Below are 25,569 nucleotides of genomic sequence, written 5' to 3' on the forward strand. Positions count from 1 at the left end.
TATGACGATTCAGCCGATCGCATCCCAGCCGGTAACGGCGGCGGGGGAGGCCCCCCAGGCCTCTGCCGTGCGGACCCCCTCGCAGACCATGGATGCCAACGTGTTCATGTCCCTGCTCGTGACGCAGCTCAAGAACCAGAACCCGAGCGCTCCCATGGACACCAACCAGATGATGAGCCAGACCCTTCAGCTCTCCATGATGGAAAAAATGACCGAACTGACCACCAACAGCAAGGAGGGCTTCTCCCTCCAGATGCGGACGGCGGCAGCCCAGCTGATCGGACACTCGGTCGGCTACACCCTCGCGGACGGCACCACCGGGACCGGCGTCGCCAGTTCCGTCAGCTATGCGGGATCGGTTCCGTCCGTCACGATCGGCGACCTTTCCGTTCCCCTCGACTCCATCACCGGGCTTACCGCTCCGGCCGCTTCCTAACCAGTTCTTCACCCGTAGAAAGGCAGTTCCCATGCTCCGCTCGCTGTACTCCGGAATCTCGGGCCTCCGCGCCCACCAGACCATGCTGGACGTTACTGGCAACAACATCGCCAACGTCAACACCGCAGGCTTCAAGGCCTCCTCCACCCAGTTCCAGGACACCCTGTCCCAGCTGCAGCAGGGCGCCACCGGCCCGCAGGCCGCGACCGGCGGCAGCAACCCCGCCCAGATCGGCCTGGGCGTCCGGGTTGCCGGCGTCACCACCAACTTCTCCCAGGGCTCTTCGCAGAGCACCGGCCGGGCCACCGACCTGATGATTTCCGGTGACGGTTTCTTCGTCACCAGCAAGGGCGGCAGCCAGCTCTTCACCCGCGCCGGCGCGTTCAGCCCGGACGCAGCCAACCAGCTGGTAAGCCCCGACGGCGGCATCCTCCAGGGCTGGACGGCCACCAACGGTGTGATCAACGCGGGAGGCCCCGTGGGCGACATTACGCTGAACCCCAACACCATGGTGGCCAAGAAGACCGACTCGGTGACGCTGGACGGAAACCTGCCCAGCGACGCCGTCGACGGCACCAAGTTGGACCGTCTCGTCAAGGTTTACGACGCCGCCGGCACTGAACGCAGCGTGTCAATGACCTTCACCAAGGCCGGAAGCACGTGGAACATCGCGGCCGACGACAACGGCACCACAGCCACCGGGTCGGTGACCTACACGAACGGCAAGCCCACCGCCGGCGGCAACGTCACCGTCAACGGCATCACCATCGATGTCTCCAAGGTTTCCGGCTACGCCGCCATGAGCTCGCTGACCGTCAGCGGCCAGAACGGTGCCCCCGTCGGCAAGCTCGAGTCCTACACGCTGGGCAGCGACGGGTCCCTGGTCGGGTCGTTCAGCAACGGCGTCAAGCAGGTCCTCGCCAAGATCGCCCTCGCCAAGTTCACCAACCCGGGCGGCCTGGAGAAGGCCGGCGGCTCCTCCTACGTCGCAACCGGCAACTCCGGCGGCGTGCAGCTCGGTGCTGCGGGCGACCCCGGCCTTGGCACCCTGACCGGCGGCTCGTTGGAAATGTCGAACGTGGACCTGTCCCAGGAATTCACCAACCTGATCGTTGCGCAGCGCGGTTTCCAGGCCAACGCCCGCATCATCACCACCTCGGATGAGGTTCTCCAGGAACTGACCCAGCTCAAGCGCTGATGAGCGGAATTTCGCTTGTCCCTTAAGGATTCGGGAGACAGCTTCGGGTTTCCGGTATTGCCGGACCCGGAGCTGTCTCCACGGATCACACCCTCAGGGGGCGTTTGCGTTCCGGCGTCCGGCAGCACGTCGTCGCGTTAGCATTGGTCCCAACACGTCTGTCCAGGAGGGCACATGCCGTACATCGTTGACTTCGAGACCGTTTCTACCGTCGGCTTGGAATCTTCCCCCGTCTCCGAGGCCCTCGCCGGGTTGCGCGCCAACGAGGCCCGCTATTACCGGAATAAGTACGGCCACGCCTTCACCGTGAGCCCCGCGGGCGAAGTTCCTGACGTGGTTGACCGGGTGAGCCGCATCCTCCGTGATGAACGCGAGATCGTGATCGGCTCCCGCCCGCTGGAGGCGACCGCCTTCGAAGTCGACGGTTTGCGGATGGCCTATGTTTTTTACGAGTCGGGGCTGTCGGTCAACGTCATGTACAGCATCGAGGACGGCGGGAAGAGAGCGGTGGGGTTCAAACTTGCCGACGGCATGGAAGTTCCGGAGGAATTGGCGCCGCGCTTCAAGTTCGCCCGCCAAAAGTCGAAGCTGGCGGGCGTTATTCGCGGCTCCTACTTCGTGATCAAGGGCGAGTACTGATCGGGCTCACCCCCGCATTTCAGGGTGCGGGACGCAGCCGGGCAATCCGGGAAGTGAGTTTCTGGGATTGGGGTTCCATATTTTCGACGTGATCATTAGCGGCGGCGGCCCGACGGGGATGATGCTTGCCAGCGAGTTGCGGCTGCACGACGTGGACGTGCTCGTGCTGGAGAGGGACGCGGAGCCGAGCCAGGCGGTCCGTTCGCTCGGTCTGCACCCGCGCAGCATCGAGATCATGGACCAGCGCGGGCTGCTGGACCGGTTCCTCGCCCACGGGCAGCAGTATCCCGGCGGCGTGGGTCGCTTCGCCGGGATCGACAAGCCCCGGCCGGTGAACCTGGACACCGCACACGGCTACGTCCTTGGCATCCCCCAGCCGGTCACCGATCGCCTGCTGGCCGAGCGCGCCGGTGAGCTCGGCGCCCAGATCCGCCGCGGCTGCGAGGTGGCAGGGGTCGAGCAGGACAAGGACGCGGTGAGCGTCGAACTCGCTGACGGCACACGGCTGCGCTCGCGCTGGCTGGTCGGCTGCGACGGCGGACGCAGCTTGGTGCGCAGACTGCTCGGCATCGGCTTCCCCGGCGAGCCGGCCAAGACCGAGTGGCTCCTGGGCGAGGTGGCGGTGACCGCGGCGCCGGACCAGCTGGCCGAGGTGGCCGAGGAGGTGCGCAAGACCCACAAGGGGTTCGGCATCGGCCCCGCCGGAAACGGCCTGTACCGCGCCGTCGTGCCCGCGGCGGCCGTGGCCGAGGACCGCTCGGTCCCGCCGACGCTGGAGGAGTTCCGGACGCAGCTGCGGGCGTTCGCAGGCACCGACTTCGGCGTCCACTCACCACGCTCCCTGTCCCGTTTCAGCGACGCCACCCGGCTTGCCGAGCAATACCGGGTGGGCCGCATTCTGCTCGCCGGCGATGCGGCGCACGTCCACCCGCCACTGGGAGGGCAGGGACTGAACCTCGGCATCCAGGACGCCTTCAACCTCGGCTGGAAGCTCGCCGCCGAGGTCAAAGGGTGGGCGCGTGACGGGCTGCTGGACAGTTATTACGCCGAGCGTCACCCGGTCGCCGAAGGCGTGCTGACCATCACCCGCGCCCAGAGCGAGCTGCTGTCCACCGAGCCCGGCCCGCAGGCCGTGCGGCGGCTGCTGAGCGAGCTGATGGACTTCGAGGACGTCAGCCGTTTCCTGGCCGAGAAGATTACCGCGATCGGGGTCCGCTACGACTTCGGCGAAGGACCCGAGCTGCTCGGCAGGCGACTGCGCGACATTCCTCTATCGCGGGGCCGTCTCTACGAACTCACCCGCAAAGGCCGCGGGCTCCTGCTGGACCAGACCGGCGAACTCTCCGTGGCAGGATGGGCGGACCGGATCGACCACGTCGCGGACACCAGCGGGGAACTGGACGCGCCCGGGGTCCTGCTCCGACCGGACGGCCACGTCGCATGGATCGGCGACGACCAGGACGACCTGCTCCGCCACCTGCCGACATGGTTCGGGGCCGCCCTCGAGGGCGCCGGAGACGGTCACGATCGCCGCCCCTGACGTCGTGGCCGCCGTCAGGCAGCCTGCCAGGTCACGGGAAGCTGTTTCGCCCCGTAGACGATCATGCTTTCCATCCGCTCCAACTGCGCGTCGGGGTCCACCGCAAGCCCCGGCAGCCGTGAGAGCACGGCCTCCAGCGCGATCCTGGCCTCCAGCCGCGCCAGGGGCGCCCCCAGACAGAAATGGATGCCCTGCCCGAAGGCGAGGTGGCGGTTGGGTGAGCGTTCGACGTCGAACTCGTCCGGGCTCGGGAACTGCTCCCCGTCGCGGTTCGCCGAGCCGATCCAGGCAATGATCGGCGAGCCTGCCGGGATGGTGCGGCCGCGCACGGTCGTGTCGACGGCTGAGAGCCTGTACATGGACTGGACGGGGGAGCGGTAGCGCAGCACCTCTTCGATGGCGTGCGGGAGCAGGGCAGACTCGGCGACGAGGCGTTCCGCCGTGCCCGGCGACTCGGTGAAGCACAGCACCGCATTGCCGATCAGGTTGGTGGTGGTCTCGTTTCCCGCCACGAGCAACAGGCTGCAGAATCCCAGCAACTCGATGGGACTGAGCTTCTGCCCGTCGATCTCGGCCGCGAGGAGCGCGCTGATCAAATCATTGCCCGGCCGGTGCCGCCGCTCCTCGATCATGCCCATGAAGTACTCCGCCATTTCCCGGTTGGCTGCCGTGTGGACGGAATCGTCGGCGCCCGGGCGGGTCTGGCTCACGATCACGTCGGACCACAGCTTGAACCGGTCCCGGTCAGAGGCCGGAATGCCCATGAGTTCGGCGATCACGATCACCGGAAGCGGATAGGCGAGCTGTTCGATCAGGTCCGTGGCGCCGCCGGCCACCACCGGCTCCAGCAACTCGTCGGTCAGTTCCGAGATGCGCGGGGCAAGCGCTTCGACTGCCCGCGGCGTGAACGCCTGCGTCACGAGCGAACGCAACTGGCGGTGCCGCGGCGGGTCCGTGTTGACCAGGCTGGCGGCGAAGAGCTGGCCCGTTTCGGAGGGGTTGTCCCCGCCCATCCGGGAAGAAAAAGTGGCGTGCTCGGACAGGACCCGCTGCACGTCGTCGTAGCGGAACACGTGCCAGACGCCCGTGTCCGGGTCCTGGAAAACGGGTTCACTGTCCCGCATGGCTGCGTAGCGGGGAAACGGGTTCAACGGCTGCTCAAAATCCGGAAATGGCGCCATGGCTGGCCTTCCTGATGAGGCGGGCGGCCGTCGTTTCCTGGCACTGGGCCAACTGCACGGGACGAACTGCGGTGGAGCAGACGTCCAACGGGGCGGGCCGGGTGGCCCCGTCAGATCCCACCCTAATACCGCGCGGCGGCCTTGGCACGGGGAATGTTGCTGCGCCGGCCGCCCCCGGGCACCGGCACGTTGACAAGGCGCCTGACGGCGGCGCCTAACGAAGGGGCCCCGGCTGCCGACAGTACGGAGGAGAACACCCTTCCCCTCACAGAGCAGAATCGGCCCATGATCGTCGTCACACGCCTCAACGGAACGCGCTTCGCGGTCAATCCGGACCTCATTGAACGCATCCACGAGAGCCCGGATACGCACTTGGTGACGCTCGACGGCGCCGCCTACGTGGTGCTCGAAAGCCTCGCCGAAGTGGTCGAGCTGATCGCGGAGTACCGGGCTTACATCCTGAGCAAAGCCCGGGACTTTCCGGCCATCACCGGCTATCCCCTCAGCCTGGTCCGGACTGAAGACCCGGACGACGACCCCTACGACGACGGCGCCGGTCCCACGGCGCCCGCGCAACCCAGAAAGTAACGATGGATCCCGCAACAGTCATCGGACTGCTCCTCGCCTTTGGCTCCGTTATCGCCATGGTGTCGCTCGAGGGCGCCAGCCTGTCGGCGTTGCTCCTCCCGGCCCCCATGATCCTGGTCTTCGGCGCCACGCTCGCCGTCGGGATCGCCGGAAACACCCTCAAAGACGTCGTCCAGGCCTTCAAAGCCCTCCCCAAGATGTTCCTCGGCAAAACCGCCAAGCCGCAGGAAAGCATTGACCAGATGGTCCGCTTCGCCGAAAAGGCGCGCAGCGAGGGCCTGCTGTCCCTGGAAGAGGAAGCGGCCAGCGTCAAGGACCCCTTCCTTGCCCGTGCCCTGCAGAACATCGCCGACGGCACCGACGCCGAGGACCTCCGGATGCTCATGGAGGACGAGATCGACTCCAAGTCCCGGAGCGATCACGCCAACTCCAAATTCTTCGCGAGTCTCGGCGGCTATGCCCCCACCGTGGGCATCATCGGCACCGTGGTATCCCTGACCCACGTCCTGGAAAACCTCTCCACCCCGGACCACCTCGGCCCGATGATCGCGGCAGCCTTCGTCGCCACCCTGTGGGGCCTGCTGTCCGCCAACTTCATCTGGCTTCCCTTCAGCGCCCGGATGGCCCGGCTCTCGGAACTGGACATCGAACGGATGACGCTGCTCATGGAAGGCATGCTGTCGGTCCAGTCCGGTGCCCAGCCGCTTCTGCTGGCCGAACGGCTCCGCGCCATGGTCCCCGAGCACCAGCTCAAGAGCTCCGGCAAGAAGGCCGGCGCTGACAAGTCCGACAGGATGGACGAGGCAGCGTGAGCCCCAGGCGGCGCGGGCGGAAGAAGCCGGAAGAACACCACGTCGACGAACGCTGGATGGCGTCCTACATGGACATGGTCACCGTGCTGATGTGCATGTTCATCGTCCTGTTCGCGATGTCCACGGTGGACGCCAACAAGTTTGAAAAGCTTCGCAACTCCCTGGCCACGGGATTCGGCGCAGTCGCGACGGAAACGGTGGATACGGCGTCGGGCACAGTGGTGCCGCCGGAACTCGTGAAAGAGGACCTCGAGGCGTTCGCCGCCGTCAAGGGCGCGGCCACCGCATCCCCCGAGAACATGGCTGAAGCGATCAAGGAAGTGGACAAACTCAAGGCGCTGCAGCAGAAAATGCAGGCAGGCCTGGCGGCAGCCGGGCTGAGCGAGAACGTCGAGTTCCAGATCGACCAGCGCGGCCTGACGGTCAAACTCGTCGGATCGCAGGCTTTCTTCGAACCTGACCGGCCCGAGCTCACCTCCCGGGCCTCCCGGGTGCTGCAGGTCATCTCACCGGTCCTCAAACCGGCCGGCATGGAAATCATGGTCGAGGGCCACGCCGCGAACGGGATCACGGCCTACCCCTCGACGTGGGAACTGTCCTCGGCGCGCGCCGTCAATGTCCTGCGGTACATGGTGGACCGAGGCGGCATAGCCCCCGGCACGATCGGTGCCGTCGCGTTCGGTTCTGCCCGCCAGGTCAACGACGACTCCACGCCGGCGCTCATGGAGCGAAACCGCCGGGTGGACATCGTGGTCATTTCCGACAAGCCCGACGTCGTCCGGGCACTGATTCCGGAGGCCTTGAAACTCAGCGAGAAGTAGCCGTTCGGGGCTACGGCGGACTGTCCGCGTTCCGTGCCTGTTTTCCTTGGCTGTGTTTTGCCTCCTGTGTCTTGCCGCATTTTGCCTCTGTGTTTTGCCTAAGGCGTTCTGCTTACGCCACGAGTTCCCTTGCCGATAGTGGCAACCGTGAGTGTTCTGGATGAGCGGGAAGTGGCACGGGAGCGGACCGTCAGCGTCTATGACTTCCGCCGTCCTGCGACGCTCGCGCGCGAACACAGCCGGGTGCTGGAGCTCGCCTTCGAAACCTTCGCCCGCCAGTGGGGCACCCAGCTCACCGCCAAGGTCCGCGTCAAGTCCGTGGTGCGCCTGGAAGACGTCAGCATGCTCAGCTACGACGAGTACGCCGCCTCGCTGCCCGCCGTCACCGCCATGGTCCTGTGCACCGTGGAGGCCCACGATTCCAAGCTCGTGGTGCAGTTCCCCGGCCCGGCCGCCCTCGGCTGGGTCAACCGCATGCTCGGCGCCACCAACGATTCGCCCATGCCGGACCGCAAGTTCACCCAGATCGAGCAGGCGCTGATCAAGGGCCTGATGGACGAGGCCCTCGAAGACCTCGGCTATTCCCTGGGCCCGCTGCTCAGCGAGGCCGTCCGGGTGGACACCATCCAATACAACTCCCAGTTCGCCCAGGCCGCCGCACCCAGCGAACTGATGATCGTTGCCTCCTTCACCATGAGCGTCGGCGACGTCAACGCGCCCGCCACCCTGGCCGTTCCGGCCGGAATCCTGCTGGGACGGCTCAAGAAGGTCAACCCGACCGACTCCCGCGAAGACGCGGCCGCCCGCGTCAGCGCCCAACTGGAGCAGGTCCCGGTGGAACTGTCCGTACGGCTCTCGACGTCGTTCGTTACCCCGAGCCAGGTCCTGGGTCTCGCAGTCGGTGACGTCCTGACACTGCCGCACCTGGAGAACCGGCCCTTTGACCTCACCCTGGACGGAACCCGGCTGGCCACTGCCGCCCCGGCCCGCAACGGCTCCCGCGCGGCCGCAGTAATTGTCACAATCGAGGAGAACCAACGATGAGCATCACCCTGACCAAGCACGAAATGTCGGCGGAACGGCTCGTCGAGGAGCTCCCGAGCCCGGTGGCCCTGAAGGTTGTCGCGCTGGTGCCTGCCCGGTCCGCGGCGGCCTACGCCCGGCAGGCGGTCACGGCGACCTTCGTCGGCGCGGTGACCGCCGACCTCGCCCTCATGCTCAGCGACCGCACCTTCCTTGACGAGGCCGCCGGCGCGGGGTCCCAGCTGGGCCACGTCTCCGTGACCGACGTGCTGCGCCCCGCGATGGAAAGCGCCAGCTCAGTCTTCGGGGCCGGTGTCCTGTCCGACCTGCGTGAATCCGACGTCTCAGGGCTCCTCTCGGATCCCGACACGGCCGTCTTTGAACTCTCCGACGGCAGCAACGCTGCGGCCTGGTTCGCCGTCCGGCTCCGCGAACACAGCAACAGCCAGGAACGCGGCGGGGACCTGTTCGCCGGCGGGGACACCGTGGCCGGCCGGCTCGGCCGGATCAACAACATTGAAATGGCCCTGACCGTGGAGATCGGACGCACCCGGATGTCGGTCCGGGACGTCCTGTCGCTGGAACCGGGCAAGATCATCGAACTGGACCGCTCCGCCGGCGCCCCGGCCGACGTCCTGCTCAACGGCCGCCTGATCGCGCACGGCGAAGTCGTGGTCCTCGACCAGGACTACGCGGTGCGGATCACCCGGATCCTCGACGTGGCCGAGGGGCTCAGCTGAATGGACGCACTGATCCTCGGGCTGCGGGTAGTCGTGGCCCTGGGCGCGGTGCTTGGCCTCATGTGGTTCCTGCAGCACCGGCTGGGCAAGGGCACCGGACGGCGCCGGGCTGACCGCGCCTTGACCATCGTCAGCCGGCAGAGCCTCGGACAAAAAGCCTCCGTGGTGGTGGTCGACGCCGCCGGGCAGCGCTTCCTCCTGGGCGTGACCGAGCACGCCGTCAACGTCCTGCACACCGGGGACATCCCGCCCGAACCCGAAGAAGTCGCGGTCCCCGGCACCAGCCGCGGCCTGGGCGATTTCGCCCGGATGCTCGCTGACGCCAGCCCGCTCGCCGGCAACCACTTCAGCAGCCAGCCGGCCATGCCGGCAGGTGATGCCGCCGCTGACGGCGACGATTTTGCGGACGGTGTCGACGCCGACGATTTCGCCGACGGTCAGAACGGTGTCCGGGAGTTGCCGCCGTCCCGCCGCAGCTCCCTTCACCGGGGCTCCGCGGCCCGCGGCCACGCCGGCCGCGGCAGCGCCGGCGGGTCGGCCCATCCGCCGCTGCACGGCTCCATCCTGGCCGGCTCCACCTGGAAGCAGGCTGCCGCCGCGCTCAGGAGCGGACGCCGCAATTGATCTTCCCGCTCCCCACCAGCACCACCCGCCCGCGAACAGCTGGCGCAAGACCCCTCAGGCTCCTGGCCCTGGGGCTCGCCGCCGTGCTCTTTGCCGTCCTCCTGCTGTGGCTCAATGCCTCGGCAGGCCACGCCGCACCGATCGACCCTGTTGCACCGGTGCCCCCGGCCGACCCTGCCAATCCCGACGGCGGGAACATCAACATCCAGATCAACGGGATGGACGGGAAACCTTCCTCCGCTGTCCTGACCCTGATCAGCATCACCCTCCTGGCCGTTGCGCCCTCGCTGTTGCTGATGATGACGTCCTTCACCAAGATCTTTGTGGTCCTGGCAATGACCCGCAACGCGCTGTCCCTGCCCTCCATCCCGCCGAACCAGGTCCTGGCCGGGCTGGCTCTGTTCCTCTCGATCTTTGTGATGTGGCCCGTCATCAACGAGATGAACACCCTCGGCGTCCAGCCCTACCTCAACGGCACACTGGACTTCAACGGTGCCGTCAGCGCCGCATCGGGTCCGCTGCAGCACTTCATGCTCGCCCACACGCGCGAGGAGGACATCGCCCTGATGTCCCGTGCCGCCGGAGCCGAGAACCCGGCCACGCCTGAGGCCGTGCCGCTGCAGACCCTCATCCCGGCGTTCATGATCTCCGAACTCCGTGCCGCGTTCATCATCGGCTTCGTCATCTTCATCCCGTTCCTCGTGATTGACCTCGTGGTGTCCGCGGCCCTGATGTCCATGGGCATGATGATGCTCCCGCCCGTCATGATCTCGCTGCCCTTCAAGATCCTGCTCTTCGTGCTCGTGGACGGCTGGGGCCTGATCATCACCGCGCTCATCCAGAGCTATGCGGGTTCAGGATGAACGCCAACGCGGTCCTGGACATCTGCCTCCAGGCCATGATCGTGGCCGCCAAGCTCTCCGCGCCCGTGCTGGTCACGGCGCTGGTGGTGGGCCTGGCCATCTCCCTGCTGCAGTCCATCACGCAGCTGCAGGAAGCCACGCTGTCCTTCGTGCCGAAGGCTGCCGCGGTGGCCGTGGCCCTGATTGTCTGCGGACACTGGATGATCTCGGAGATGGTGGGCTTCACCAACGACCTCTTCGCGAAGATTCCGTCCCTGCTCGGAGGCCTGTGAGGTGGGCATCCCCATCGACCCGGCCTGGCTTGAAGTCCTGCTGCTGGCTACGGTCCGGATGACCGCCTTCCTGGTCGTGGCACCGCCCTTCTCGCACCACGCCATTCCGGGGCGCGTCAAAGCCATGCTGGGGCTGGGCCTGGGCCTGGCGGTGACGCAGCGCCTGGCCGGCGGCTACATGCCCCGGGACACCGCCGGGTTCGTCACCGGTGTGGTCCTGGAGCTCGTCACCGGGCTGGTCCTGGGCTTCCTGGTCCTCGTCATCTTTTCCGCCATCCAGTCCGCCGGCAGCCTGATCGACCTTTTCAGCGGGTTCCAGATGGCCCAGGCCTACGACCCCCAAATGATGGTCAACGGCGCACAGTTCACCCGTCTCCTGCAAATGGCGGCGCTGGCCCTGCTCTTCGCCTCCGACGGCTACCAGCTCGTCATCACCGGCCTCACCGGCAGCTTTGCCGCCCTGCCGCTGGCCGGGGGGATCGACCTGGCCCAGCCGGTGCAGGCCATGATCGCGGCGGTGTCCGGCATGTTCCTTGCCGCCGTGCAGATCGCCGGCCCCCTCCTGGTGGTCCTGTTCCTTGCCGACGTCGGGCTCGGCCTGCTGACCCGCGTGGCCCCGGCGCTGAATGCCTTCTCCCTCGGCTTCCCGCTGAAAATCCTGCTCACCCTGACGCTGGCCGGATTCATGTTCCTGGCCCTGCCCCGACTCGTTTCCAGCCTCGCCGGGCAGGCGGCCAAAGCCGTACTGGGGGTGGGCTGATGGCGGATTCACAGGAAAAGACCGAGCAAGCCACCGAGAAACGCATGCGGGAGGTCCGCTCCAAGGGCCAGCTGTCCCGTTCCCAGGACCTCACCGCCTGGCTCGGCGTCGGCGCCGCCGCGCTGATGCTGCCCAGCACGGTGGACCGGGCCGCCAACGCCGCCACGGACCAGCTCTTCAGCATCCGCGGGATCGTGTCCGCCCCGGACCCCGGCAAAGCCGTCCGGGCGCTGGAAGCCGGCTTCGCGTCCATCGCCGGGATCGTCGGCCCCCTGCTGGTCGTCGTGTTCCTGGCCGTCCTCGCCGGCTCGGCCCTCCAGGGCGGTGTCCACCTGAAGAAATTCAGGCTCGAATTCGAACACTTCAACCTGCTCGCCGGGATCAAGCGGCTGTTCGGCGCGCAGGCCGTGTGGGGCGGCCTCAAGGCGCTGCTCAAGGCAAGCGTCGTGGGGCTGGTGCTCTACACCGTCGTGCAGGGACTGGTTCCGGTGCTGCTGACCGCCGGTGGACTGCCCGTCGCCGGGGTAGTGCAGGCCGCCGCCGGCGGGATAGCCGCCCTGGTCCAGTTCGCGGTGGCCGCCGGCATCGTTCTGGCCGCGGCCGACTTCTTCGTCGTGATGCGGCGCAACCGCAAGAAGACGCGGATGTCCAAGAAGGAAATCCAGGACGAAAACAAGAACAGCGAGGGCGATCCGCTGATCCGGTCCCAACGCCGGGCGCGCCAGATGGCCATGAGCCGCAACCGCATGATCGCGGCGATCGGGGACGCCGACGTCGTCCTGGTCAACCCCACGCACGTGGCGGTGGCCCTGAAATACGAGCCCGGAAAATCCGCACCCCGCGTCGTTGCCAAGGGCGCCGGCCACGTGGCTGCGAGGATCAGGGAAGAAGCCGAGGAAAAGAACGTGCCCATGGTCCAGGACATCCCGCTGGCCAGGGCCCTCCACGGGGCCTGTGAGCTGGGGGACGAGATCCCGGTGGACTTCTACCGGGCGGTGGCCGGCGTCCTCGCGTTCGTCATGGCACTCAAGGCCCGGGGCGCCGCTGCCGGGATGCACCGCATGACCACCACGGTGGCCACCATATGAAACACGGCAGGCTCCACAGCGTGCAACACGGCACGAAATCTTCGGGAATCAGCGTCTGTGAAAGGACAGCACCATGAACAACAGGCTGAACCGGCTGGTGGTGCCCATCGGCATCGTGGGGATCGTGCTCCTGCTGGTGGTTCCCGTTCCCGCGCCGCTGCTCGACTTCCTCATCGTCTGCAACATCCTGCTGGCACTGCTGGTCCTGCTGACCAGCATGTTCGTCAAAAAACCGCTGGATTTCTCGGTGTTCCCGTCCCTGCTGCTGGTGGCCACGCTGTTCCGGCTCGGCCTCAACGTCGCCTCAACCCGCCTGGTCCTGGGCAACGGATACGCCGGGCAGGTCATTGAAGCCTTCGGCAAGGTGACGGTCGGCGGCTCCATGATCATCGGCGCCGTCGTGTTCCTCATCCTCGTGGTGATCCAGTTCGTCGTGGTCACCAAGGGCGCCGAGCGCGTGGCCGAGGTGGGCGCGCGCTTCACCCTCGACGCCATGCCCGGCAAGCAGATGGCGATCGACGCCGACCTCAACGCCGGCCTCCTCACCGACACCCAGGCCCGGGAGCGGCGGGCCGAAGTCTCTGCCGAGGCCGACTTCTACGGTGCCATGGACGGCGCCTCGAAGTTCGTCAAGGGCGACGCCATCGCGGGCATCATCATTATCATCATCAACTTCGTCGGCGGCATCGCCATCGGCATGGTCCAGCGTGGCCTGGAAATCGGCGACGCCCTGAACACCTACGGCCTGCTGACCATGGGCGACGGGCTCGTCACCCAGATCCCGGCACTGCTCATGGCCGTCTCCACCGGCATGATCGTGACCCGGTCCAACGCCGAGTCCGACATGGGGCGGACGGCCTCCACCCAGCTGCTGCAGTCACCGAACGCCCTCATGATCGCCGGCGTCGCCGCCGTCGCCATGGCACTGATCCCCGGTATGCCCCCGATTCCGTTCGTCGTCGTAGGCGCCGGCCTGTTCATCGCCTCCCGCCGGACCGCGGCAAGCCAACAGCTGGCGGAAACGGCCCGGGAGGCTGAGTCGACCGCGCTGAACTTCCCGGAACAGGATCCGAACGAGAAACTGCTGGAAGACATGCGCATCCACCCCGTGGAGATCCTGCTCGCACCTGACCTCGTGGATATGGTCTCCGGCGCCTCCGATGACCTCCTGGCCCGGGTCCGGTCCCTGCGGCACAAGATCGCCATGGAACTTGGCCTGGTCATCCCGCCGGTGCGCACCCGGGACAGTGTGGACCTGCCGCCGGCGACCTACGCCATCCGGATTGCCGGCGTGGAAGCCGGCCGCGGCACGGCCCCCAGCGGCCAGATGCTCGCCCTGGGCGAGAACCTGGACTCGCTCCCGGGCCCGGCGATGATCGAACCCGTGTTTGGGCTCGCCGGGAAATGGATTCCGGGGGAGATGCGCCACAACGCCGAAATGACAGGTGCCACAGTGATCGACCGGGTCTCCGTCCTGGTCACCCACCTGTCCTCGATCGTCGCGGCGAACGCTGCCCGGCTGCTGTCCCGCGAGGACGTCCGGGTGCTGACCGAGGGCGTGCGCAAGCAGAGCCCCTCCGCCGTCGACGAACTGACCCCGGCCCTGCTCTCCCTCGCCGAGCTGCAGCGCGTCCTCCAGGGCCTGCTGGATGAGCAGGTGCCCATCAACGACCTCGCCCGGATCTATGAGGCCCTCACGCTCCGCGCCAAGATTTCCACGGATCCGGAATCGCTTGTGGAAGCCGCCCGGCAGGCCCTGGGCCCGGCCCTCACGGCCAAATTCATGGACGGCGAGGTGCTCAACGTCATCATGATCGACCCCGTCCTGGAACAACACATGCTCGAGGACATGCGGCCCGCGGAGGGCGGCAGCCAGATCGTCATGGGGCAGGAACGGCTCGACGCCGTGCTGCGCTCGGTGCGGTCGGCTGTCGACGCCGCGGCCGCCGCCAACCGCCAGGCCGTGCTTGTCTGTGCACCCGCGCTCCGGCCCGCCATCTACCGCCTCGTCGGGGCTCAGCCGGGATCCGTGCCCGTGTTGTCCTACCGCGAGGTGACCTCCGCCAACGTCCGGATCGAAACAGTAGGAGTGGTGCGCCATGCCGAACCGCTATCGGCTTAAGGGAGCCTCGCTCGAGGAAATCCGCCGCAAGGCGGAACAGCTGTACGGTCCGGCGGCCCGGATCGTGTCCGCCGAACGCGTCAGCAGCCCCGGAATCGCCGGCCTCTTCGCCCAGGACCGCTACGAGGCCATGATCGAGCTCCAGTCCAAACACGAGGTCGTCACCGGCGAGGTAGTGCCTGACGCCGACATCCTGGCCGGGGCCGATTCCGGCCCGGCGACTGGTGGTCCCGCCGGGGAGACCGCCGCCGGGGTGGCTACCGCGGGCACTGTTCCGGGCACTGTTCCGGGCGCCGGGACCCCCGCCGGGAAGTACGACGCCGGAGCCGCGGCGGCAGCACCGGCCCCGCCGGCGGCCCGGACCGCAGCGCAGGCGGGCCCGGCCGGAGGGCCGGCACGGCCCGCCGCCCCGACCCATCACCTGCAGGGCGCCGCCATCGCCGCACTCCTGGAGGAGGCGGACGCCGCCGAGCTGAGCCTGCACCGGCCCGCTCCTGCCGGTGTGTCCACCGAATCGCGGGACTTCGCCGAGCTGCTGGAACAGCTCGGTACCGGGCTCCGGACCCCCACAGATCCGCCCGCCGCAGCGCCCGCCGCCGCCGTCGGGAGCCCCGCGCACCCGGCCGCCGTCGCGCCGGGCAACGCTGCGGGTGCCCCGGCTCCGGCTCCGCTGACCGGCGTCGGCGATCTCGTGCTCCTGATCGGGCTGGGGGAGGACGCGATGGATACCGCCCTGGCCATGTCCATGGCCTCCGGAGGTGCCGATGTGCGCACCGCCGGTGAGCTCTCCGCCTATGGCCACCTGCACGTCGACGGACGCCAAAGTGCCACGGCCGCGCGCGCCCATGCCGTGGTGACGGAGCGCACCGTCCTGGTGGCGTTCGGACTGGGCAAAGCCCGCAACGCCCTGGCCCGGGTGCCGTCCGTGGCGGCGCTCTCCGCCGACCAGGTCTGGGTTGTGGTCGATGCCGGACGCAAGCACGAGGACACGGCGCGCTGGGTCGGCGTGCTGTCCGCCCAGCTCAACGTGACCGCGGTGGCGGTGGTCGGCGCCTCGGAGACCGGGTCGCCTGAAAGCGTCAATGGCCTGGGACTGCCCGTGGGCTGGATCGACGGGCGCCCCGCCGGGCCCGAACCGACATGGCAGAACCGGCGGGAATCGTACGATGCTCCCCGGACTGAAGGGTAGATTGAGAGGATGCTGGTACTTACACGCAAGCCGGGCGAACAGATCATGATCGGCGACGGCATCGTCATCACTGTTCTGGAAGGCCGCGGCGACGGTGTTCGGATAGGCATTGAGGCGCCCCGCGGTGTGCCGATCCAGCGCCGGGAAGTCATCGAAGCCATAGCGGCGGCGAACCTCGCGGCGGCGGAAGCGGGCCCGGACGCCGAGGAAGCGCTGCGCGGCCTCATGCCGCCGCGCGCCACTCCCGCCGACGGCTGAGGACCCGCACCGGATCAGACATGGTCCCCGCCGAGATACTGGGCCAGGAGCGGCTGGGCTGAACGCCGGAGCACGGCGAGGGACCGCTCCAGGTTTCCTCCCATGGTCAGCTGGTCCAGAAGCCCGGCCGTGCCCGCCGGGCCGGCGCGTCCCGGCATCGGGAGGCTCCGCAGCGCGTCCTCATTCACGCTGGAAGCCTCGCCCAGCCGGGCCAGGAGTGCGTGCAGGGCGTCCAGATGCTCGCGCAGGATCTCGGGCCATGGCCCGGCGGGCGCGGCCGCAATCAGTTCGACGAGCGTGGTCTGTGCCGGCAGGCCCCATTGGGCCGCCACGGCAGCAGACTCGACGCTCCGGGCCAGGGCTTCGAAGCGCAGGCGGTCCAGCACGGTTTCAATCTCGGAGGCCATGAAGCTCAGCCATTCCAGATTCCCGGCCACGACGTGCAGGCGCTGCGTTTCCAGCCTGAAGAGGAGTAGCTCCAGCTGCCGCCGCTCCTGCCACAGTGCCGCGGAGAGATCACTTGCGCTCATGTGCCCCATTCTCTTTCCGCCCCGTGAATCACAGCTTCGGGGCGGTCACCGCATTTTTCGCACAGCTTTTCCCTGAGGGTACACGCAGATCTTGGAACAGGTGATAGGTTTCCTCCATGGGTGCTGCGCCCTACTTGCGAACGCTGACTCCAATGGGGGGAGCACCGGTCGGTTTTGGGTGCGGCTCTCGGCGTTTTAAGGGTCGAGGACCCTTCGGATCCGGTCTCATGGGGGGACACAGTATTGAATCGCGTGGAACGCAACGAGATGGTCACGCAGCACCTTCCGCTGGTGGGGTATCTCGTCTCAGATTTGTGCTCGAAGGCGTCACACCTTTCTCGCGATGACTTGGCGTCAGCCGGCGCTATTGCCTTGATTACCTCGGCCGATTCGTTCGATCCAGGCCTCGGGGTGCCGTTCGGCGCTTTCGCGCGCCGGCGTATCCTTGGCGCCTTCGCAGACGAGATGCGGGCCAGCGACTGGGCCACCCGATCCGCCCGCCGCCGGATCAAGGAAACCATGTCCGTGCAGGAAACCCTGGCGTCCGCCCTGGGCCGCACCCCCACAGTGGACGAGATCGCCTCTGCCCTGGGCGTCCAGCAGAGCGTTGTGGAGGCCGCGCTCGCGGATGCCTCGCGCACATTGACGCCCCTCGACGAGGCCGTGGTGGACACCCTGGCCGCCGAAACCCTCACCCCGGAACACTCCGTGCTCGCGGACGAACGGCTCCAGTACCTTCGGGCCGCCGTGAAATCCCTTCCGGAACGGATGCGCTACGTGGTGGAGGAGATCTATTTCGGAGACCGCACGGTCAAAGACCTGGCCGCGGAACTCGGATCCACGCACGCAGCGGTGTCCCAGCAGCGTTCGGAAGCCATCCGGCTCATGCGCGACGGCCTGAGCGCCCACTACGCCGACGACCCCGAGCAGCCGTTCCAGCCCCAGTCCAGGATTACCCCGAGGCGGCGCAACGACTACCTCACCCAGCTGTCCGAATCCACCTCCGGCGGCATCACACGGGCCGTGTTCCCGCGTGGGCCCATCCTCAACGAGGCCGTCTAAACCGCCCCCAAAACGGTTAGTAAGCCGACTTAGTAAGCTGACCGAGAAATTCCTCCCAGAAGCATCGCGGCCCGGCGCCGCGCTGCGGTAGCGTCGGAAGCATCGGCCGGGGTGCCAGCAATGGCATGCGCGGCCCGCACGGCACCGGTTCTATCGAGGAGGATTCATGAAAGCATCACCAACATTGACGACCAACCTGCAGGCAGTACTGGTGGACCTGATCGAACTCCACGTTCAGGGCAAGCAGGCACACTGGAACATCGTCGGGACCAACTTCAGGGACCTTCACCTCCAGCTGGATGAAATCATCGACGCCGCCCGGGGATTCGCGGATGACCTTGCCGAGCGCATGCGTGCCCTCCACGCCCTCCCGGACGGCCGAAGCTCCACGGTTTCCAAGTCCACCGCACTGGCCGAGTTCCCGAAGGGCCTGATCAACACGAAGGACGCCATCGAGCGGATTGTCGCCGCGCTTGAGGCGGCCGTCGGCACCATGCGCAAGGTCCATGACGAAGTGGACGAGGAAGATCCCACCACCGCGGATCTGCTGCACGAGTTCATCGCCAAGTTTGAGCAGTACGCCTGGATGGTGAATGCCGAGACCATGCGGGCCACCGCCAGCGTGACCACCCCGGACAGCAAGTAGGGACCGGCTCCCACCAGCCCCCAAGAAACAGCAGCGTCCGGCGCCGGGAGGATACCCGGCGCCGGACGCTGCTGTTTAAGTGCTGGAACCCCTTGACGCTGACGACGGCGTGACGCTGACGGCGGCCGCTGAGCCCTATTGGGCCTTCGGCACCGACCGCAGGACGACGGCGGCCAGGACGCAGGCCCCGGACATCAGGACCAGTGCAATGGACGCAGTGACGTGCACGCCCGAGTCGAAGGCGGTGCGCGCGGCCGCCGTCACCGCCTCGGCCAGGGGCGCCGGAAGCATCCGGGCCAGATCCACAGCGCCGGCCAGGGTTTCACCGGCCTGGCTGGTGGCCGCCGCCGGGGCGAGTTCGGACACGCCCGCGGGAAGCCGGAGGTTGCCCTGGTAGGAGGCCGTCAGGATTGAGCCGAGAATCGCCGTACCCAGCAGGGACCCCACTTCGTAGCCCGTCTCAGAGATAGCGGCGGCTGCCCCTGCCTTGTCGGCGGGCGCCGCACCCAGGATCAGGTCATTGGAGATCGTCTCCGCGGCCCCCACCCCCAGGCAGAGCACCAGCAGGGCGGCAAGGAGCAGCGACGGGCCCTGGCTGTGGTCGCCGAATGCCACCACGAAATAGCCCGCCGCGCTCAGCAGCAGGCCGCCGGCCACCACAAAGCCGGGCCGCACCTTGCGCACCAGCGGGACCACGAGCAGCCCCGCTACAACCGTGGCGATGAGGGCCGGGACCATGGCGACGCCGGAGGCCGAGGGAGACTGGCCCTCCAGCAGCTGCAGGTGCTGGGCCAGGAAGAGAATGAAGCCGTTGAAGGAGAACAGTGCCAGGACGTTGGCCACAATGGCCGTACTGAAGATCCGGTTGCCAAACAGGCTGACGTCGAGCATCGGCGCGGTGCTGTGGTCTGTCCTGTGGATACGGGCAAGCGCGCGTTGCCGCCGGATGAACACATAGCCCATGAGCAGGCTGGTTCCGATGCTCGCGAAGGCCTCGGGAGCCGGCCCGTGGCTGGCAAGGGCTTTGATCCCGTAGACCACCGGCACCATGACCAGCAGGGACAGGGCAATGCTGGGCACGTCCACCCGGCCCGGCTTCGGATCGCGGGATTCCGGGATCAGGGCCGGCCCGAGCAGCAGCAGCGGCAGGATGATCGGCACGGCGACCAGCAGGACGGCGCCCCACCAGAAGTGTTCCACCAGCCAGCCGCCGACAATCGGGCCGAGGGCGGCGCCGCCGGAGAAGCCGGCGGCCCAGATCGCCACCGCCAGCCTGCGCCGGTTGGGCTGCGGAAAGATGTTCCGGATCAGCGACAGCGTGGATGGCATCAGCATGGCGCCGAACAGGCCAAGCCCGGCGCGGCCGGCGATCAGCCATTCCGCACTCGGCGCGAACGCCGTCACGGCGGACACCGCGGCAAAGCCTGCGCTGCCCACGAACAGCAGCCGGCGCCGGCCGATCCTGTCGCCCAGGGAACCCATCGCGACCAGGAGTCCGGCCAGGACCAGGGGGTAGGCGTCGACGATCCAGAGCAGTTCGACGCCGGAGGCGGTCAGGCTGCTGGCGATGGCCGGCAGGGCGAACGTGAGCGCGGTGTTGTCCACGGCCACGAGCAGGACGGGGAACATCAGCAGGGCCAGCGCCACCCAGTCACGCCACGGTGCCCGGGGCCCGGTGGCCGCAGGAGTGCTGGTGGCTACGGTGATCGATGAAATGCTCATAAGGATAACTGTACCGTCTGGACGGTACAGTTAAGAAATGCGCGCGCGGACAGGCATGATGGGAGGCATGCCCAGGAAACCCGTCGCCCGCGAGGCCGTCCTCGATGCCTTCGAATCCCTGCTCATCGAAGTCGGTGAACGCGCCGCGACGCTGGACGCCGTCGCGCGCCGGGCCGGCGTCTCCAAGGGCGGCCTGCTCTACCATTTTCCGACGAAAGAGGCCATGATCGCGGTCCTGCTGGAACGGCTGGACCGGCTCCTGGCTGCCGATGTTGCGGCCATGGCGGCAGCCCCGGAAGGGGCGGCGGCGTACTTCATCAAGTCCTCGGTGTGGGCGGACACGCCCATGGACCGGGTCTTCGTGGCGGCCACGCGGCTCGCCGAGGTGGCGCACGGGGAAACGCTCCGCCGCTTCGCCGCCGGCCAGGCGAGCTGGCTGGAACTGCTGGCGGCCGACGTCGGGCCCGCCATGGCGAAGGCCGTCCTGTGCATGGGGGACGGGCTGTACTTCAACGCCATGCTGGCGCGGGGTCCCGGCGGGCCGCCGCCGGAAGTCGAGGCGGACGTCCAGAGCCTCCTGGCCGCCGTCGAGCGCCTGCGCGGCTGAAGCCCACACCCACCCCCTCCGACCCCCTACTCCCCGCCGACCCCCTACTCCCCGCCGAATTCGCCGGAAGCGTTCGAGTACGCCGGAAAGTTGCGGCGACTCCGGGCGTTTCCGGCGAGTTCGCGCCGCCGGATTCGCCACCGGGTGGCTCGTGGCCCGTAACCTGGGTCCGCCGCCGGGAGGGAGTTTGCGGACGCGCGCCCGGCATAGGACAATGAGAGCTGTGACTGTAGTCACCCCCGATTGAACACCTAATTAAATACGCCTTTGATCTGCGGCGGGAGAGTCCTGCAAGTAGGTACAAGCAGGCGCCGTAGGAGCAAACCCTCCCCAGGAATCTCTCAGGCCCATGTACCGCCGCGGCAAGGCATCTCTGGAAAGTAGCAGGCGTGTCCCGGACATGCTGTGCTCACCGACGGTGCAAGCGGAGCCCTGAAACGCGGGCTGCGCGGAAACTCTCAGGTCCAATACAGAGCGGGGAGGAACCCGAATCAATGTGGCGTACCCTGCGCCGCCTGAGTTATGGAGTTCCTTGTGACTGTTACCCCAGCCTCCACGTCCTTCGTTGACCGGCATATCGGCGCGCGCCGCCAGGCCGACGTCGACGCCATGCTGAAGGCTGTCGGCTACGACACCGTCGACGCCCTGGTGGACACCGCCGTTCCGAAGGACATCCGCCAGGACGCCGACCTCGCGCTCGCCGCGGCCCTGAGCGAGGTCGAAGTCCTCGCCGAGCTGCGCAAGCTGGCGTCGAAGAACAAGACCGCCGTGCAGATGATCGGGCAGGGCTACTACGACACGCTCACCCCGCCGGTGATCCGCCGCAACATCCTCGAAGCCCCGGCCTGGTACACCGCGTACACGCCCTACCAGCCGGAGATCTCCCAGGGCCGGCTGGAGGCGCTGCTGAACTTCCAGACCATGGTCCAGGACCTGGTCGGCCTGCCGATCGCCAACGCCTCCCTGCTGGATGAAGCCACCGCCGTGGCCGAGGCCGTGTTGATGATGCGCCGCGCGAATAAGAACAAGACGGCGCACGACGGCAAGACCGTCCTCGACGCCGACTGCCTGCCGCAGACCATCGCGATCGTCAAGGGCCGCGCCGAGGCCCTCGGCTTCGAGGTCGAGGTCGCCGACCTCTCCAAGGGCCTGCCCGACGGCGTCATCAACGGCGTCGTTCTGCAGCAGCCGGGCGTCTCCGGCCGCGTGTTCGACCACACCGCCGTGATCGCCGACGCCAAGGAACGGGGCGCCCTCGTCACCGTCGCGGCAGATCTCCTCTCCCTGACCCTGATCACGTCTCCGGGCGAGCAGGGCGCTGACATCGCCGTCGGATCCGCCCAGCGCTTCGGCGTGCCGCTGTTCTTCGGCGGCCCGCACGCTGCCTACATGGCCGTCCAGAAGGGGCTCGAGCGCTCCATGCCCGGCCGCCTCGTGGGTGTCTCCAAGGACAACGCCGGCGTTCCCGCCTACCGCCTGGCCCTGCAGACCCGCGAGCAGCATATCCGCCGCGAGAAAGCCACGTCCAACATCTGCACGGCCCAGGCCCTGCTGGCCATCGTGGCTTCCTTCTACGCCGTCTACCACGGCCCGGACGGGCTGAAGGCAATCGCCCAGTCGGTCCACGTCCACGCCAAGACCATCGCCGCCTCCCTGAAGGCCGCCGGCCTGGACGTGCTGCACACCTCCTTCTTCGACACCATCACCGTCTCCGTGCCGGGCCGGGCAGCTGAGATCATCGCGGCAGCCGACGCCAAGGGCGTCAACCTGCGCGCCATCGACGCCGACACCGTCGGCATCTCCGCCGACGAGGCCACGACGGTTGCCGTCGTCGCCGACGTCATTGCCGCGTTCGGCGCGTCCGTGACTGCCGCGGCTGCAGGCACGGACACTGCGTTCGGCCTGGACCCCGCCGTCGAGCGCACCTCCGACTACCTGCAGCACCCGGTGTTCAACACGCACCGCTCCGAAACCCAGCTGCTGCGCTACATCCGCAAGCTCTCGGACCGCGACCTGGCCCTGGACCGGACCATGATCCCGCTGGGGTCGTGCACCATGAAGCTGAACGCCACCGCCGAGATGGAGGCCATCTCCTGGCCGGAATTCGCCTCCATCCACCCGTTCGCCCCGGAATCCCAGACCGCCGGCTGGCGTGAACTGATCGAGGACCTCGAAGGCCAGCTGACCGAGATCACCGGCTACGACCAGGTCTCGATCCAGCCCAACGCCGGTTCCCAGGGCGAGCTCGCCGGGCTGCTGGCGATCCGCGGCTACCACCTCTCCCGCGGCGATGCCCAGCGCAATATCTGCCTGATCCCGGCCTCCGCCCACGGCACGAACGCGGCCTCGGCCGTGTTGGCCGGCATGAAGGTCGTGGTCGTGGCCACGGCTTCGGACGGCACGATCGACCACGCGGACCTGACCGCCAAGATCGAGCTGCACAAGGATGCGCTGTCCTGCATCATGATCACCTACCCGTCCACGCACGGGGTGTACGACGCCGATGTCCGCGAGGTCTGCGACGCGGTCCACGCCGCCGGCGGCCAGGTCTACATCGACGGCGCCAACCTCAACGCCCTGGTCGGGCTGGCCCAGCCCGGCATGTTCGGCGGCGACGTCTCGCACCTGAACCTGCACAAGACCTTCTGCATCCCGCACGGCGGCGGCGGCCCGGGCGTCGGCCCGGTCGCAGCCAAGGCGCACCTCGCCCCCTTCATGCCCGGCAACGCGGCTGATCCCGCCAACGGCGCCGACGGAACCCCGATCTCCGCCTCCCGCTACGGCTCGGCCGGCGTGCTGCCGATCTCCTGGGCCTACGTGAAGCTGATGGGCGGCCGCGGCCTCACCGAGGCGACCAAGTCCGCGCTGCTCGCGGCGAACTACATCGCGGCCCGCCTCAACGACTCCTTCCCGGTGCTCTACACCGGCGAGGGCGGCCTGGTGGCGCACGAGTGCATCCTGGACCTGCGCGAACTCACGGCCAAGACCGGCGTGACCGCCGAGGACGTGGCCAAGCGCCTGATCGACTACGGCTTCCACGCCCCCACCCTGGCGTTCCCGGTGGCCGGCACCCTGATGGTGGAGCCCACCGAATCCGAGGACCTGGGCGAGATCGACCGCTTCATCACGGCCATGGTCGCCATCCGCGCCGAGATCGACCAGGTGGCCAACGGCGATTTCACCGTGGAGCACAGCCCGCTGCGCAACGCCCCGCACACCGCCGCTGCCGTGATCAGCACCGACTGGACCCGCGAGTACCCGCGTGAGCAGGCCGTCTTCCCGGTCCACACGCTCAAGCAGGACAAGTACTTCCCGCCCGTCGGCCGCATCGACGGCGCAGCCGGGGACCGCAACCTGATCTGCTCGTGCCCTCCCCTCGAGGCCTTCGAAGAAGACACAGCAGTCCACTCCGACGACTCCGCCAACTCCGACTCTGACAGCTAGGGACAGCCACCGATGAATGAGAATTACACGGCACTTTACGAAGAGCACAAGAAGCTCGGCGCCTCCTTCACGGACTTCGGCGGTTGGCAGATGCCGCTGAAGTACAGCTCGGAACTAGCCGAGCACCACGCCGTCCGCAAGTCCGCGGGCCTGTTCGACCTCTCCCACATGGGCGAAGTCTGGGTCACCGGCCCCGACGCCGCAGCCTTCCTGGACTACGCCCTCGTCGGTAAGATCTCGGCGATGGCCATCGGCAAGGCCAAGTACTCGCTGATCTGCAACGAGGACGGCGGCATCATCGATGACCTCATCACCTACCGCCGCGGCGACCAGAAATTCCTTGTGGTCCCCAACGCCGGCAACGCGAAGATCGTCGCCGCGGCCCTGGCCGAGCGCGCCGGTTCCGGAAAGGACGGCGGATTCGACGTCACCGTCCGTGACGCGTCCGCCGAGATCTCGCTGATCGCCGTGCAGGGACCCAAGGCCCAGGAGATCCTGCTGCGCCTGGTCCCCGCCGCGCAGCACGAGCTCGTCACCGGCCTGAAGTACTACGCCGCAGTGGACGTCCCGTTCATGTTCGCTGGAGCCAGCCAGGACCTCCTGCTGGCCCGCACCGGCTACACCGGTGAAGACGGCTTCGAGATCTTCGTCGCGAACGACGCCGCCGCCGCCCTCTGGCAGGCGCTCGTCGCCATCGCAGAGGACGGCGAGCTGACCCCCTCCGGTCTCGCGTCCCGCGATTCGCTCCGTCTCGAGGCCGGCATGCCGCTTTACGGCAACGAGCTCTCCCTGGAGGGCGATCCGTTCGCCGCCGGCCTGGGCCCCGTCGTCGCCCTGTCCAAGGAAGGCGACTTCATCGGCAAGGCCGCCTTGGCCGCCAAGAAGGAAACCGGCGCCGGCGCCACGACGGGCCGCAAGCTCGTCGGGCTCAAGGGCCTCGGGCGCCGGGCCGGCCGCGGCCACTACCCGGTCCTCAAGGACGGCAACGTCGTCGGCGAAGTCACCTCCGGTCAGCCCAGCCCGAGCCTGGGCTACCCGGTCGCGATGGCCTACGTCGACGTCGAATTCACCGAGCCCGGCACCGCACTGGACGTCGACCTCCGCGGCAAGGCCGAACCCTTCGAAGTGGTCGCACTGCCTTTCTACAAGCGCCAAAAGTAGCCGAAGCTGTCCCGGGGGCTGCGTGATTGTGGTTGCGTCAGCCCGTCGGACCCGGCATCCTCTGCATGCTCGGTCGCGAAGACGCCCGCTGAGCGGACGTAACGCTCCCTTAGACGCATGCTCCCGGATGTCGGGCCCGAAGGGGCCCTGCAGCTCACCTCGGGTTCAACTCACCTCGAGTTCCAAGCCTCATTTGGGGCGCCTTCGAAAGCCAAAAGTGCTGGGGGATGTACCGCCTGCCGC

At 67.8% G+C, this 25,569-nt stretch carries 25 protein-coding genes and 2 riboswitches; of the genes, 22 read left to right on the plus strand and 3 right to left on the minus strand.

Annotated features, from left to right (window positions below; all coding sequences use genetic code 11):
* Nucleotide 1: 1 nt before the first annotated feature.
* The 4 genes from AC1DDH_RS09045 to rox all read left to right on the plus strand — a co-directional run bounded on the left by AC1DDH_RS09045 (nucleotide 2) and on the right by rox (nucleotide 3,813).
* Nucleotides 2-436 (plus strand): flagellar hook assembly protein FlgD, encoded by a 435-nt coding sequence (locus AC1DDH_RS09045; RefSeq protein WP_476932521.1) that lies wholly within the window; start codon nucleotides 2-4, stop codon nucleotides 434-436.
* Nucleotides 437-467: 31 nt separating this feature from the next.
* Nucleotides 468-1,634 (plus strand): flagellar hook protein FlgE, encoded by a 1,167-nt coding sequence (locus tag AC1DDH_RS09050; protein ID WP_476932520.1) that lies wholly within the window; start codon nucleotides 468-470, stop codon nucleotides 1,632-1,634.
* Nucleotides 1,635-1,808: 174 nt separating this feature from the next.
* The gene (locus AC1DDH_RS09055; RefSeq protein WP_223914319.1) at nucleotides 1,809-2,273 is read left to right on the plus strand and encodes a phage tail protein; all 465 of its coding nucleotides are present in this window, start codon (nucleotides 1,809-1,811) and stop codon (nucleotides 2,271-2,273) included.
* Nucleotides 2,274-2,352: 79 nt separating this feature from the next.
* A complete protein-coding gene (gene rox / locus AC1DDH_RS09060; RefSeq protein WP_476955333.1) occupies nucleotides 2,353-3,813 on the plus strand; it encodes a rifampin monooxygenase in 1,461 nt (486 codons plus the stop codon).
* 14 nt (nucleotides 3,814-3,827) lie between these two features.
* Here the strand turns inward: rox and AC1DDH_RS09065 are convergent, their stop codons facing one another.
* Entirely contained in the window at nucleotides 3,828-4,994 is a 1,167-nt protein-coding gene (locus AC1DDH_RS09065; protein WP_476955278.1) for a cytochrome P450, read from the minus strand.
* Between the two features lie 285 nt (nucleotides 4,995-5,279).
* Between AC1DDH_RS09065 and AC1DDH_RS09070 the strand changes: the two genes are divergently transcribed.
* The 13 genes from AC1DDH_RS09070 to AC1DDH_RS09130 all read left to right on the plus strand — a co-directional run bounded on the left by AC1DDH_RS09070 (nucleotide 5,280) and on the right by AC1DDH_RS09130 (nucleotide 16,154).
* On the plus strand, nucleotides 5,280-5,582 hold the full coding sequence (locus AC1DDH_RS09070; RefSeq protein WP_018775806.1) for a flagellar FlbD family protein: 303 nt from the start codon (nucleotides 5,280-5,282) through the stop codon (nucleotides 5,580-5,582).
* A gap of 2 nt (nucleotides 5,583-5,584) precedes the next feature.
* Nucleotides 5,585-6,394, plus strand: a complete 810-nt coding sequence (locus AC1DDH_RS09075) for a motility protein A (RefSeq protein WP_028277084.1) — start codon at nucleotides 5,585-5,587, stop codon at nucleotides 6,392-6,394.
* Nucleotides 6,391-7,215: an OmpA/MotB family protein gene (locus tag AC1DDH_RS09080; protein ID WP_079555607.1), complete on the plus strand. Its 825-nt coding sequence runs from the start codon at nucleotides 6,391-6,393 to the stop codon at nucleotides 7,213-7,215. Before AC1DDH_RS09075 ends, AC1DDH_RS09080 begins: the two co-directional genes overlap by 4 nt.
* Nucleotides 7,216-7,362: 147 nt before the next feature.
* Nucleotides 7,363-8,259 carry a flagellar motor switch protein FliM gene (locus AC1DDH_RS09085; RefSeq protein ID WP_223914317.1) on the plus strand — a complete coding sequence of 299 codons (897 nt, stop codon included), beginning with the start codon at nucleotides 7,363-7,365 and terminating at the stop codon, nucleotides 8,257-8,259.
* On the plus strand, nucleotides 8,256-8,978 hold the full coding sequence (gene fliN, locus AC1DDH_RS09090) for a flagellar motor switch protein FliN (protein WP_028277087.1): 723 nt from the start codon (nucleotides 8,256-8,258) through the stop codon (nucleotides 8,976-8,978). The genes AC1DDH_RS09085 and fliN overlap by 4 nt, the downstream gene beginning before the upstream one ends.
* Nucleotides 8,979-9,602, plus strand: coding sequence for a flagellar biosynthetic protein FliO (gene fliO / locus AC1DDH_RS09095; RefSeq protein ID WP_476860128.1), 624 nt, complete (start codon nucleotides 8,979-8,981; stop codon nucleotides 9,600-9,602).
* The gene (gene fliP / locus AC1DDH_RS09100) at nucleotides 9,599-10,465 is read left to right on the plus strand and encodes a flagellar type III secretion system pore protein FliP (protein ID WP_476857544.1); all 867 of its coding nucleotides are present in this window, start codon (nucleotides 9,599-9,601) and stop codon (nucleotides 10,463-10,465) included. Before fliO ends, fliP begins: the two co-directional genes overlap by 4 nt.
* Complete coding sequence (gene fliQ, locus AC1DDH_RS09105) at nucleotides 10,462-10,737, plus strand: flagellar biosynthesis protein FliQ (protein WP_079555610.1); 276 nt, start codon at nucleotides 10,462-10,464, stop codon at nucleotides 10,735-10,737. Before fliP ends, fliQ begins: the two co-directional genes overlap by 4 nt.
* A gap of 1 nt (nucleotide 10,738) precedes the next feature.
* Nucleotides 10,739-11,497, plus strand: coding sequence for a flagellar biosynthetic protein FliR (locus AC1DDH_RS09110; RefSeq protein ID WP_476872222.1), 759 nt, complete (start codon nucleotides 10,739-10,741; stop codon nucleotides 11,495-11,497).
* Nucleotides 11,497-12,585 carry an EscU/YscU/HrcU family type III secretion system export apparatus switch protein gene (locus AC1DDH_RS09115; RefSeq protein WP_476955279.1) on the plus strand — a complete coding sequence of 363 codons (1,089 nt, stop codon included), beginning with the start codon at nucleotides 11,497-11,499 and terminating at the stop codon, nucleotides 12,583-12,585. The genes AC1DDH_RS09110 and AC1DDH_RS09115 overlap by 1 nt, the downstream gene beginning before the upstream one ends.
* Nucleotides 12,586-12,658: 73 nt before the next feature.
* Nucleotides 12,659-14,707, plus strand: a complete 2,049-nt coding sequence (locus tag AC1DDH_RS09120; protein WP_476851538.1) for a flagellar biosynthesis protein FlhA — start codon at nucleotides 12,659-12,661, stop codon at nucleotides 14,705-14,707.
* A complete protein-coding gene (locus AC1DDH_RS09125) occupies nucleotides 14,685-15,896 on the plus strand; it encodes a hypothetical protein (RefSeq protein ID WP_476955280.1) in 1,212 nt (403 codons plus the stop codon). The genes AC1DDH_RS09120 and AC1DDH_RS09125 overlap by 23 nt, the downstream gene beginning before the upstream one ends.
* Nucleotides 15,897-15,905: 9 nt before the next feature.
* The gene (locus AC1DDH_RS09130; RefSeq protein WP_026538957.1) at nucleotides 15,906-16,154 is read left to right on the plus strand and encodes a carbon storage regulator; all 249 of its coding nucleotides are present in this window, start codon (nucleotides 15,906-15,908) and stop codon (nucleotides 16,152-16,154) included.
* Between the two features lie 14 nt (nucleotides 16,155-16,168).
* On the opposite strand, the gene flgN is transcribed toward AC1DDH_RS09130, so the two are convergent.
* Nucleotides 16,169-16,684, minus strand: coding sequence for a flagellar export chaperone FlgN (gene flgN / locus AC1DDH_RS09135; RefSeq protein ID WP_476857540.1), 516 nt, complete (start codon nucleotides 16,682-16,684; stop codon nucleotides 16,169-16,171).
* A gap of 243 nt (nucleotides 16,685-16,927) precedes the next feature.
* Here flgN and AC1DDH_RS09140 point away from each other — a divergent pair, with 243 nt between their 5' ends.
* Both AC1DDH_RS09140 and AC1DDH_RS09145 read left to right on the plus strand, forming a co-directional pair.
* Nucleotides 16,928-17,746, plus strand: a complete 819-nt coding sequence (locus AC1DDH_RS09140; RefSeq protein WP_026538956.1) for a sigma-70 family RNA polymerase sigma factor — start codon at nucleotides 16,928-16,930, stop codon at nucleotides 17,744-17,746.
* 166 nt (nucleotides 17,747-17,912) lie between these two features.
* Nucleotides 17,913-18,392, plus strand: a complete 480-nt coding sequence (locus AC1DDH_RS09145) for a Dps family protein (protein ID WP_028275324.1) — start codon at nucleotides 17,913-17,915, stop codon at nucleotides 18,390-18,392.
* Between the two features lie 135 nt (nucleotides 18,393-18,527).
* On the opposite strand, the gene AC1DDH_RS09150 is transcribed toward AC1DDH_RS09145, so the two are convergent.
* Nucleotides 18,528-20,114 carry an MFS transporter gene (locus AC1DDH_RS09150; protein WP_476955281.1) on the minus strand — a complete coding sequence of 529 codons (1,587 nt, stop codon included), beginning with the start codon at nucleotides 20,112-20,114 and terminating at the stop codon, nucleotides 18,528-18,530.
* A 67-nt stretch (nucleotides 20,115-20,181) separates the two neighbouring features.
* On the opposite strand from AC1DDH_RS09150, the gene AC1DDH_RS09155 reads away from it, so the two are divergent.
* The 3 genes from AC1DDH_RS09155 to gcvT all read left to right on the plus strand — a co-directional run bounded on the left by AC1DDH_RS09155 (nucleotide 20,182) and on the right by gcvT (nucleotide 25,326).
* Nucleotides 20,182-20,721 (plus strand): TetR/AcrR family transcriptional regulator, encoded by a 540-nt coding sequence (locus tag AC1DDH_RS09155; protein WP_079555622.1) that lies wholly within the window; start codon nucleotides 20,182-20,184, stop codon nucleotides 20,719-20,721.
* Nucleotides 20,722-20,989: 268 nt separating this feature from the next.
* Nucleotides 20,990-21,088: riboswitch (glycine riboswitch) on the plus strand.
* A 1-nt stretch (nucleotide 21,089) separates the two neighbouring features.
* A riboswitch (glycine riboswitch) is annotated at nucleotides 21,090-21,204 on the plus strand.
* A 39-nt stretch (nucleotides 21,205-21,243) separates the two neighbouring features.
* On the plus strand, nucleotides 21,244-24,165 hold the full coding sequence (gene gcvP, locus AC1DDH_RS09160) for an aminomethyl-transferring glycine dehydrogenase (RefSeq protein WP_476857538.1): 2,922 nt from the start codon (nucleotides 21,244-21,246) through the stop codon (nucleotides 24,163-24,165).
* Between the two features lie 12 nt (nucleotides 24,166-24,177).
* Nucleotides 24,178-25,326 (plus strand): glycine cleavage system aminomethyltransferase GcvT, encoded by a 1,149-nt coding sequence (gene gcvT / locus AC1DDH_RS09165; protein ID WP_476955282.1) that lies wholly within the window; start codon nucleotides 24,178-24,180, stop codon nucleotides 25,324-25,326.
* The last annotated feature ends 243 nt before the right edge of the window (nucleotides 25,327-25,569 follow it).

This window comes from Arthrobacter sp. 10T425, from assembly GCF_056393985.1.

Coding starts and splice junctions, on each gene's coding strand:
- AC1DDH_RS09045 (WP_476932521.1), top strand. CDS start 2: ATGACGATTCAGCCGATCGCATCCCAGCCGGTAACGGCGGCGGGGGAG.
- AC1DDH_RS09050 (WP_476932520.1), top strand. CDS start 468: ATGCTCCGCTCGCTGTACTCCGGAATCTCGGGCCTCCGCGCCCACCAG.
- AC1DDH_RS09055 (WP_223914319.1), top strand. CDS start 1,809: ATGCCGTACATCGTTGACTTCGAGACCGTTTCTACCGTCGGCTTGGAA.
- AC1DDH_RS09065 (WP_476955278.1), bottom strand. CDS start 4,994: ATGGCGCCATTTCCGGATTTTGAGCAGCCGTTGAACCCGTTTCCCCGC.
- AC1DDH_RS09070 (WP_018775806.1), top strand. CDS start 5,280: ATGATCGTCGTCACACGCCTCAACGGAACGCGCTTCGCGGTCAATCCG.
- AC1DDH_RS09075 (WP_028277084.1), top strand. CDS start 5,585: ATGGATCCCGCAACAGTCATCGGACTGCTCCTCGCCTTTGGCTCCGTT.
- fliN (WP_028277087.1), top strand. CDS start 8,256: ATGAGCATCACCCTGACCAAGCACGAAATGTCGGCGGAACGGCTCGTC.
- fliO (WP_476860128.1), top strand. CDS start 8,979: ATGGACGCACTGATCCTCGGGCTGCGGGTAGTCGTGGCCCTGGGCGCG.
- fliQ (WP_079555610.1), top strand. CDS start 10,462: ATGAACGCCAACGCGGTCCTGGACATCTGCCTCCAGGCCATGATCGTG.
- AC1DDH_RS09115 (WP_476955279.1), top strand. CDS start 11,497: ATGGCGGATTCACAGGAAAAGACCGAGCAAGCCACCGAGAAACGCATG.
- AC1DDH_RS09120 (WP_476851538.1), top strand. CDS start 12,659: ATGAACAACAGGCTGAACCGGCTGGTGGTGCCCATCGGCATCGTGGGG.
- AC1DDH_RS09125 (WP_476955280.1), top strand. CDS start 14,685: ATGCCGAACCGCTATCGGCTTAAGGGAGCCTCGCTCGAGGAAATCCGC.
- AC1DDH_RS09130 (WP_026538957.1), top strand. CDS start 15,906: ATGCTGGTACTTACACGCAAGCCGGGCGAACAGATCATGATCGGCGAC.
- flgN (WP_476857540.1), bottom strand. CDS start 16,684: ATGAGCGCAAGTGATCTCTCCGCGGCACTGTGGCAGGAGCGGCGGCAG.
- AC1DDH_RS09145 (WP_028275324.1), top strand. CDS start 17,913: ATGAAAGCATCACCAACATTGACGACCAACCTGCAGGCAGTACTGGTG.
- AC1DDH_RS09150 (WP_476955281.1), bottom strand. CDS start 20,114: ATGAGCATTTCATCGATCACCGTAGCCACCAGCACTCCTGCGGCCACC.
- AC1DDH_RS09155 (WP_079555622.1), top strand. CDS start 20,182: ATGCCCAGGAAACCCGTCGCCCGCGAGGCCGTCCTCGATGCCTTCGAA.
- gcvP (WP_476857538.1), top strand. CDS start 21,244: ATGGAGTTCCTTGTGACTGTTACCCCAGCCTCCACGTCCTTCGTTGAC.
- gcvT (WP_476955282.1), top strand. CDS start 24,178: ATGAATGAGAATTACACGGCACTTTACGAAGAGCACAAGAAGCTCGGC.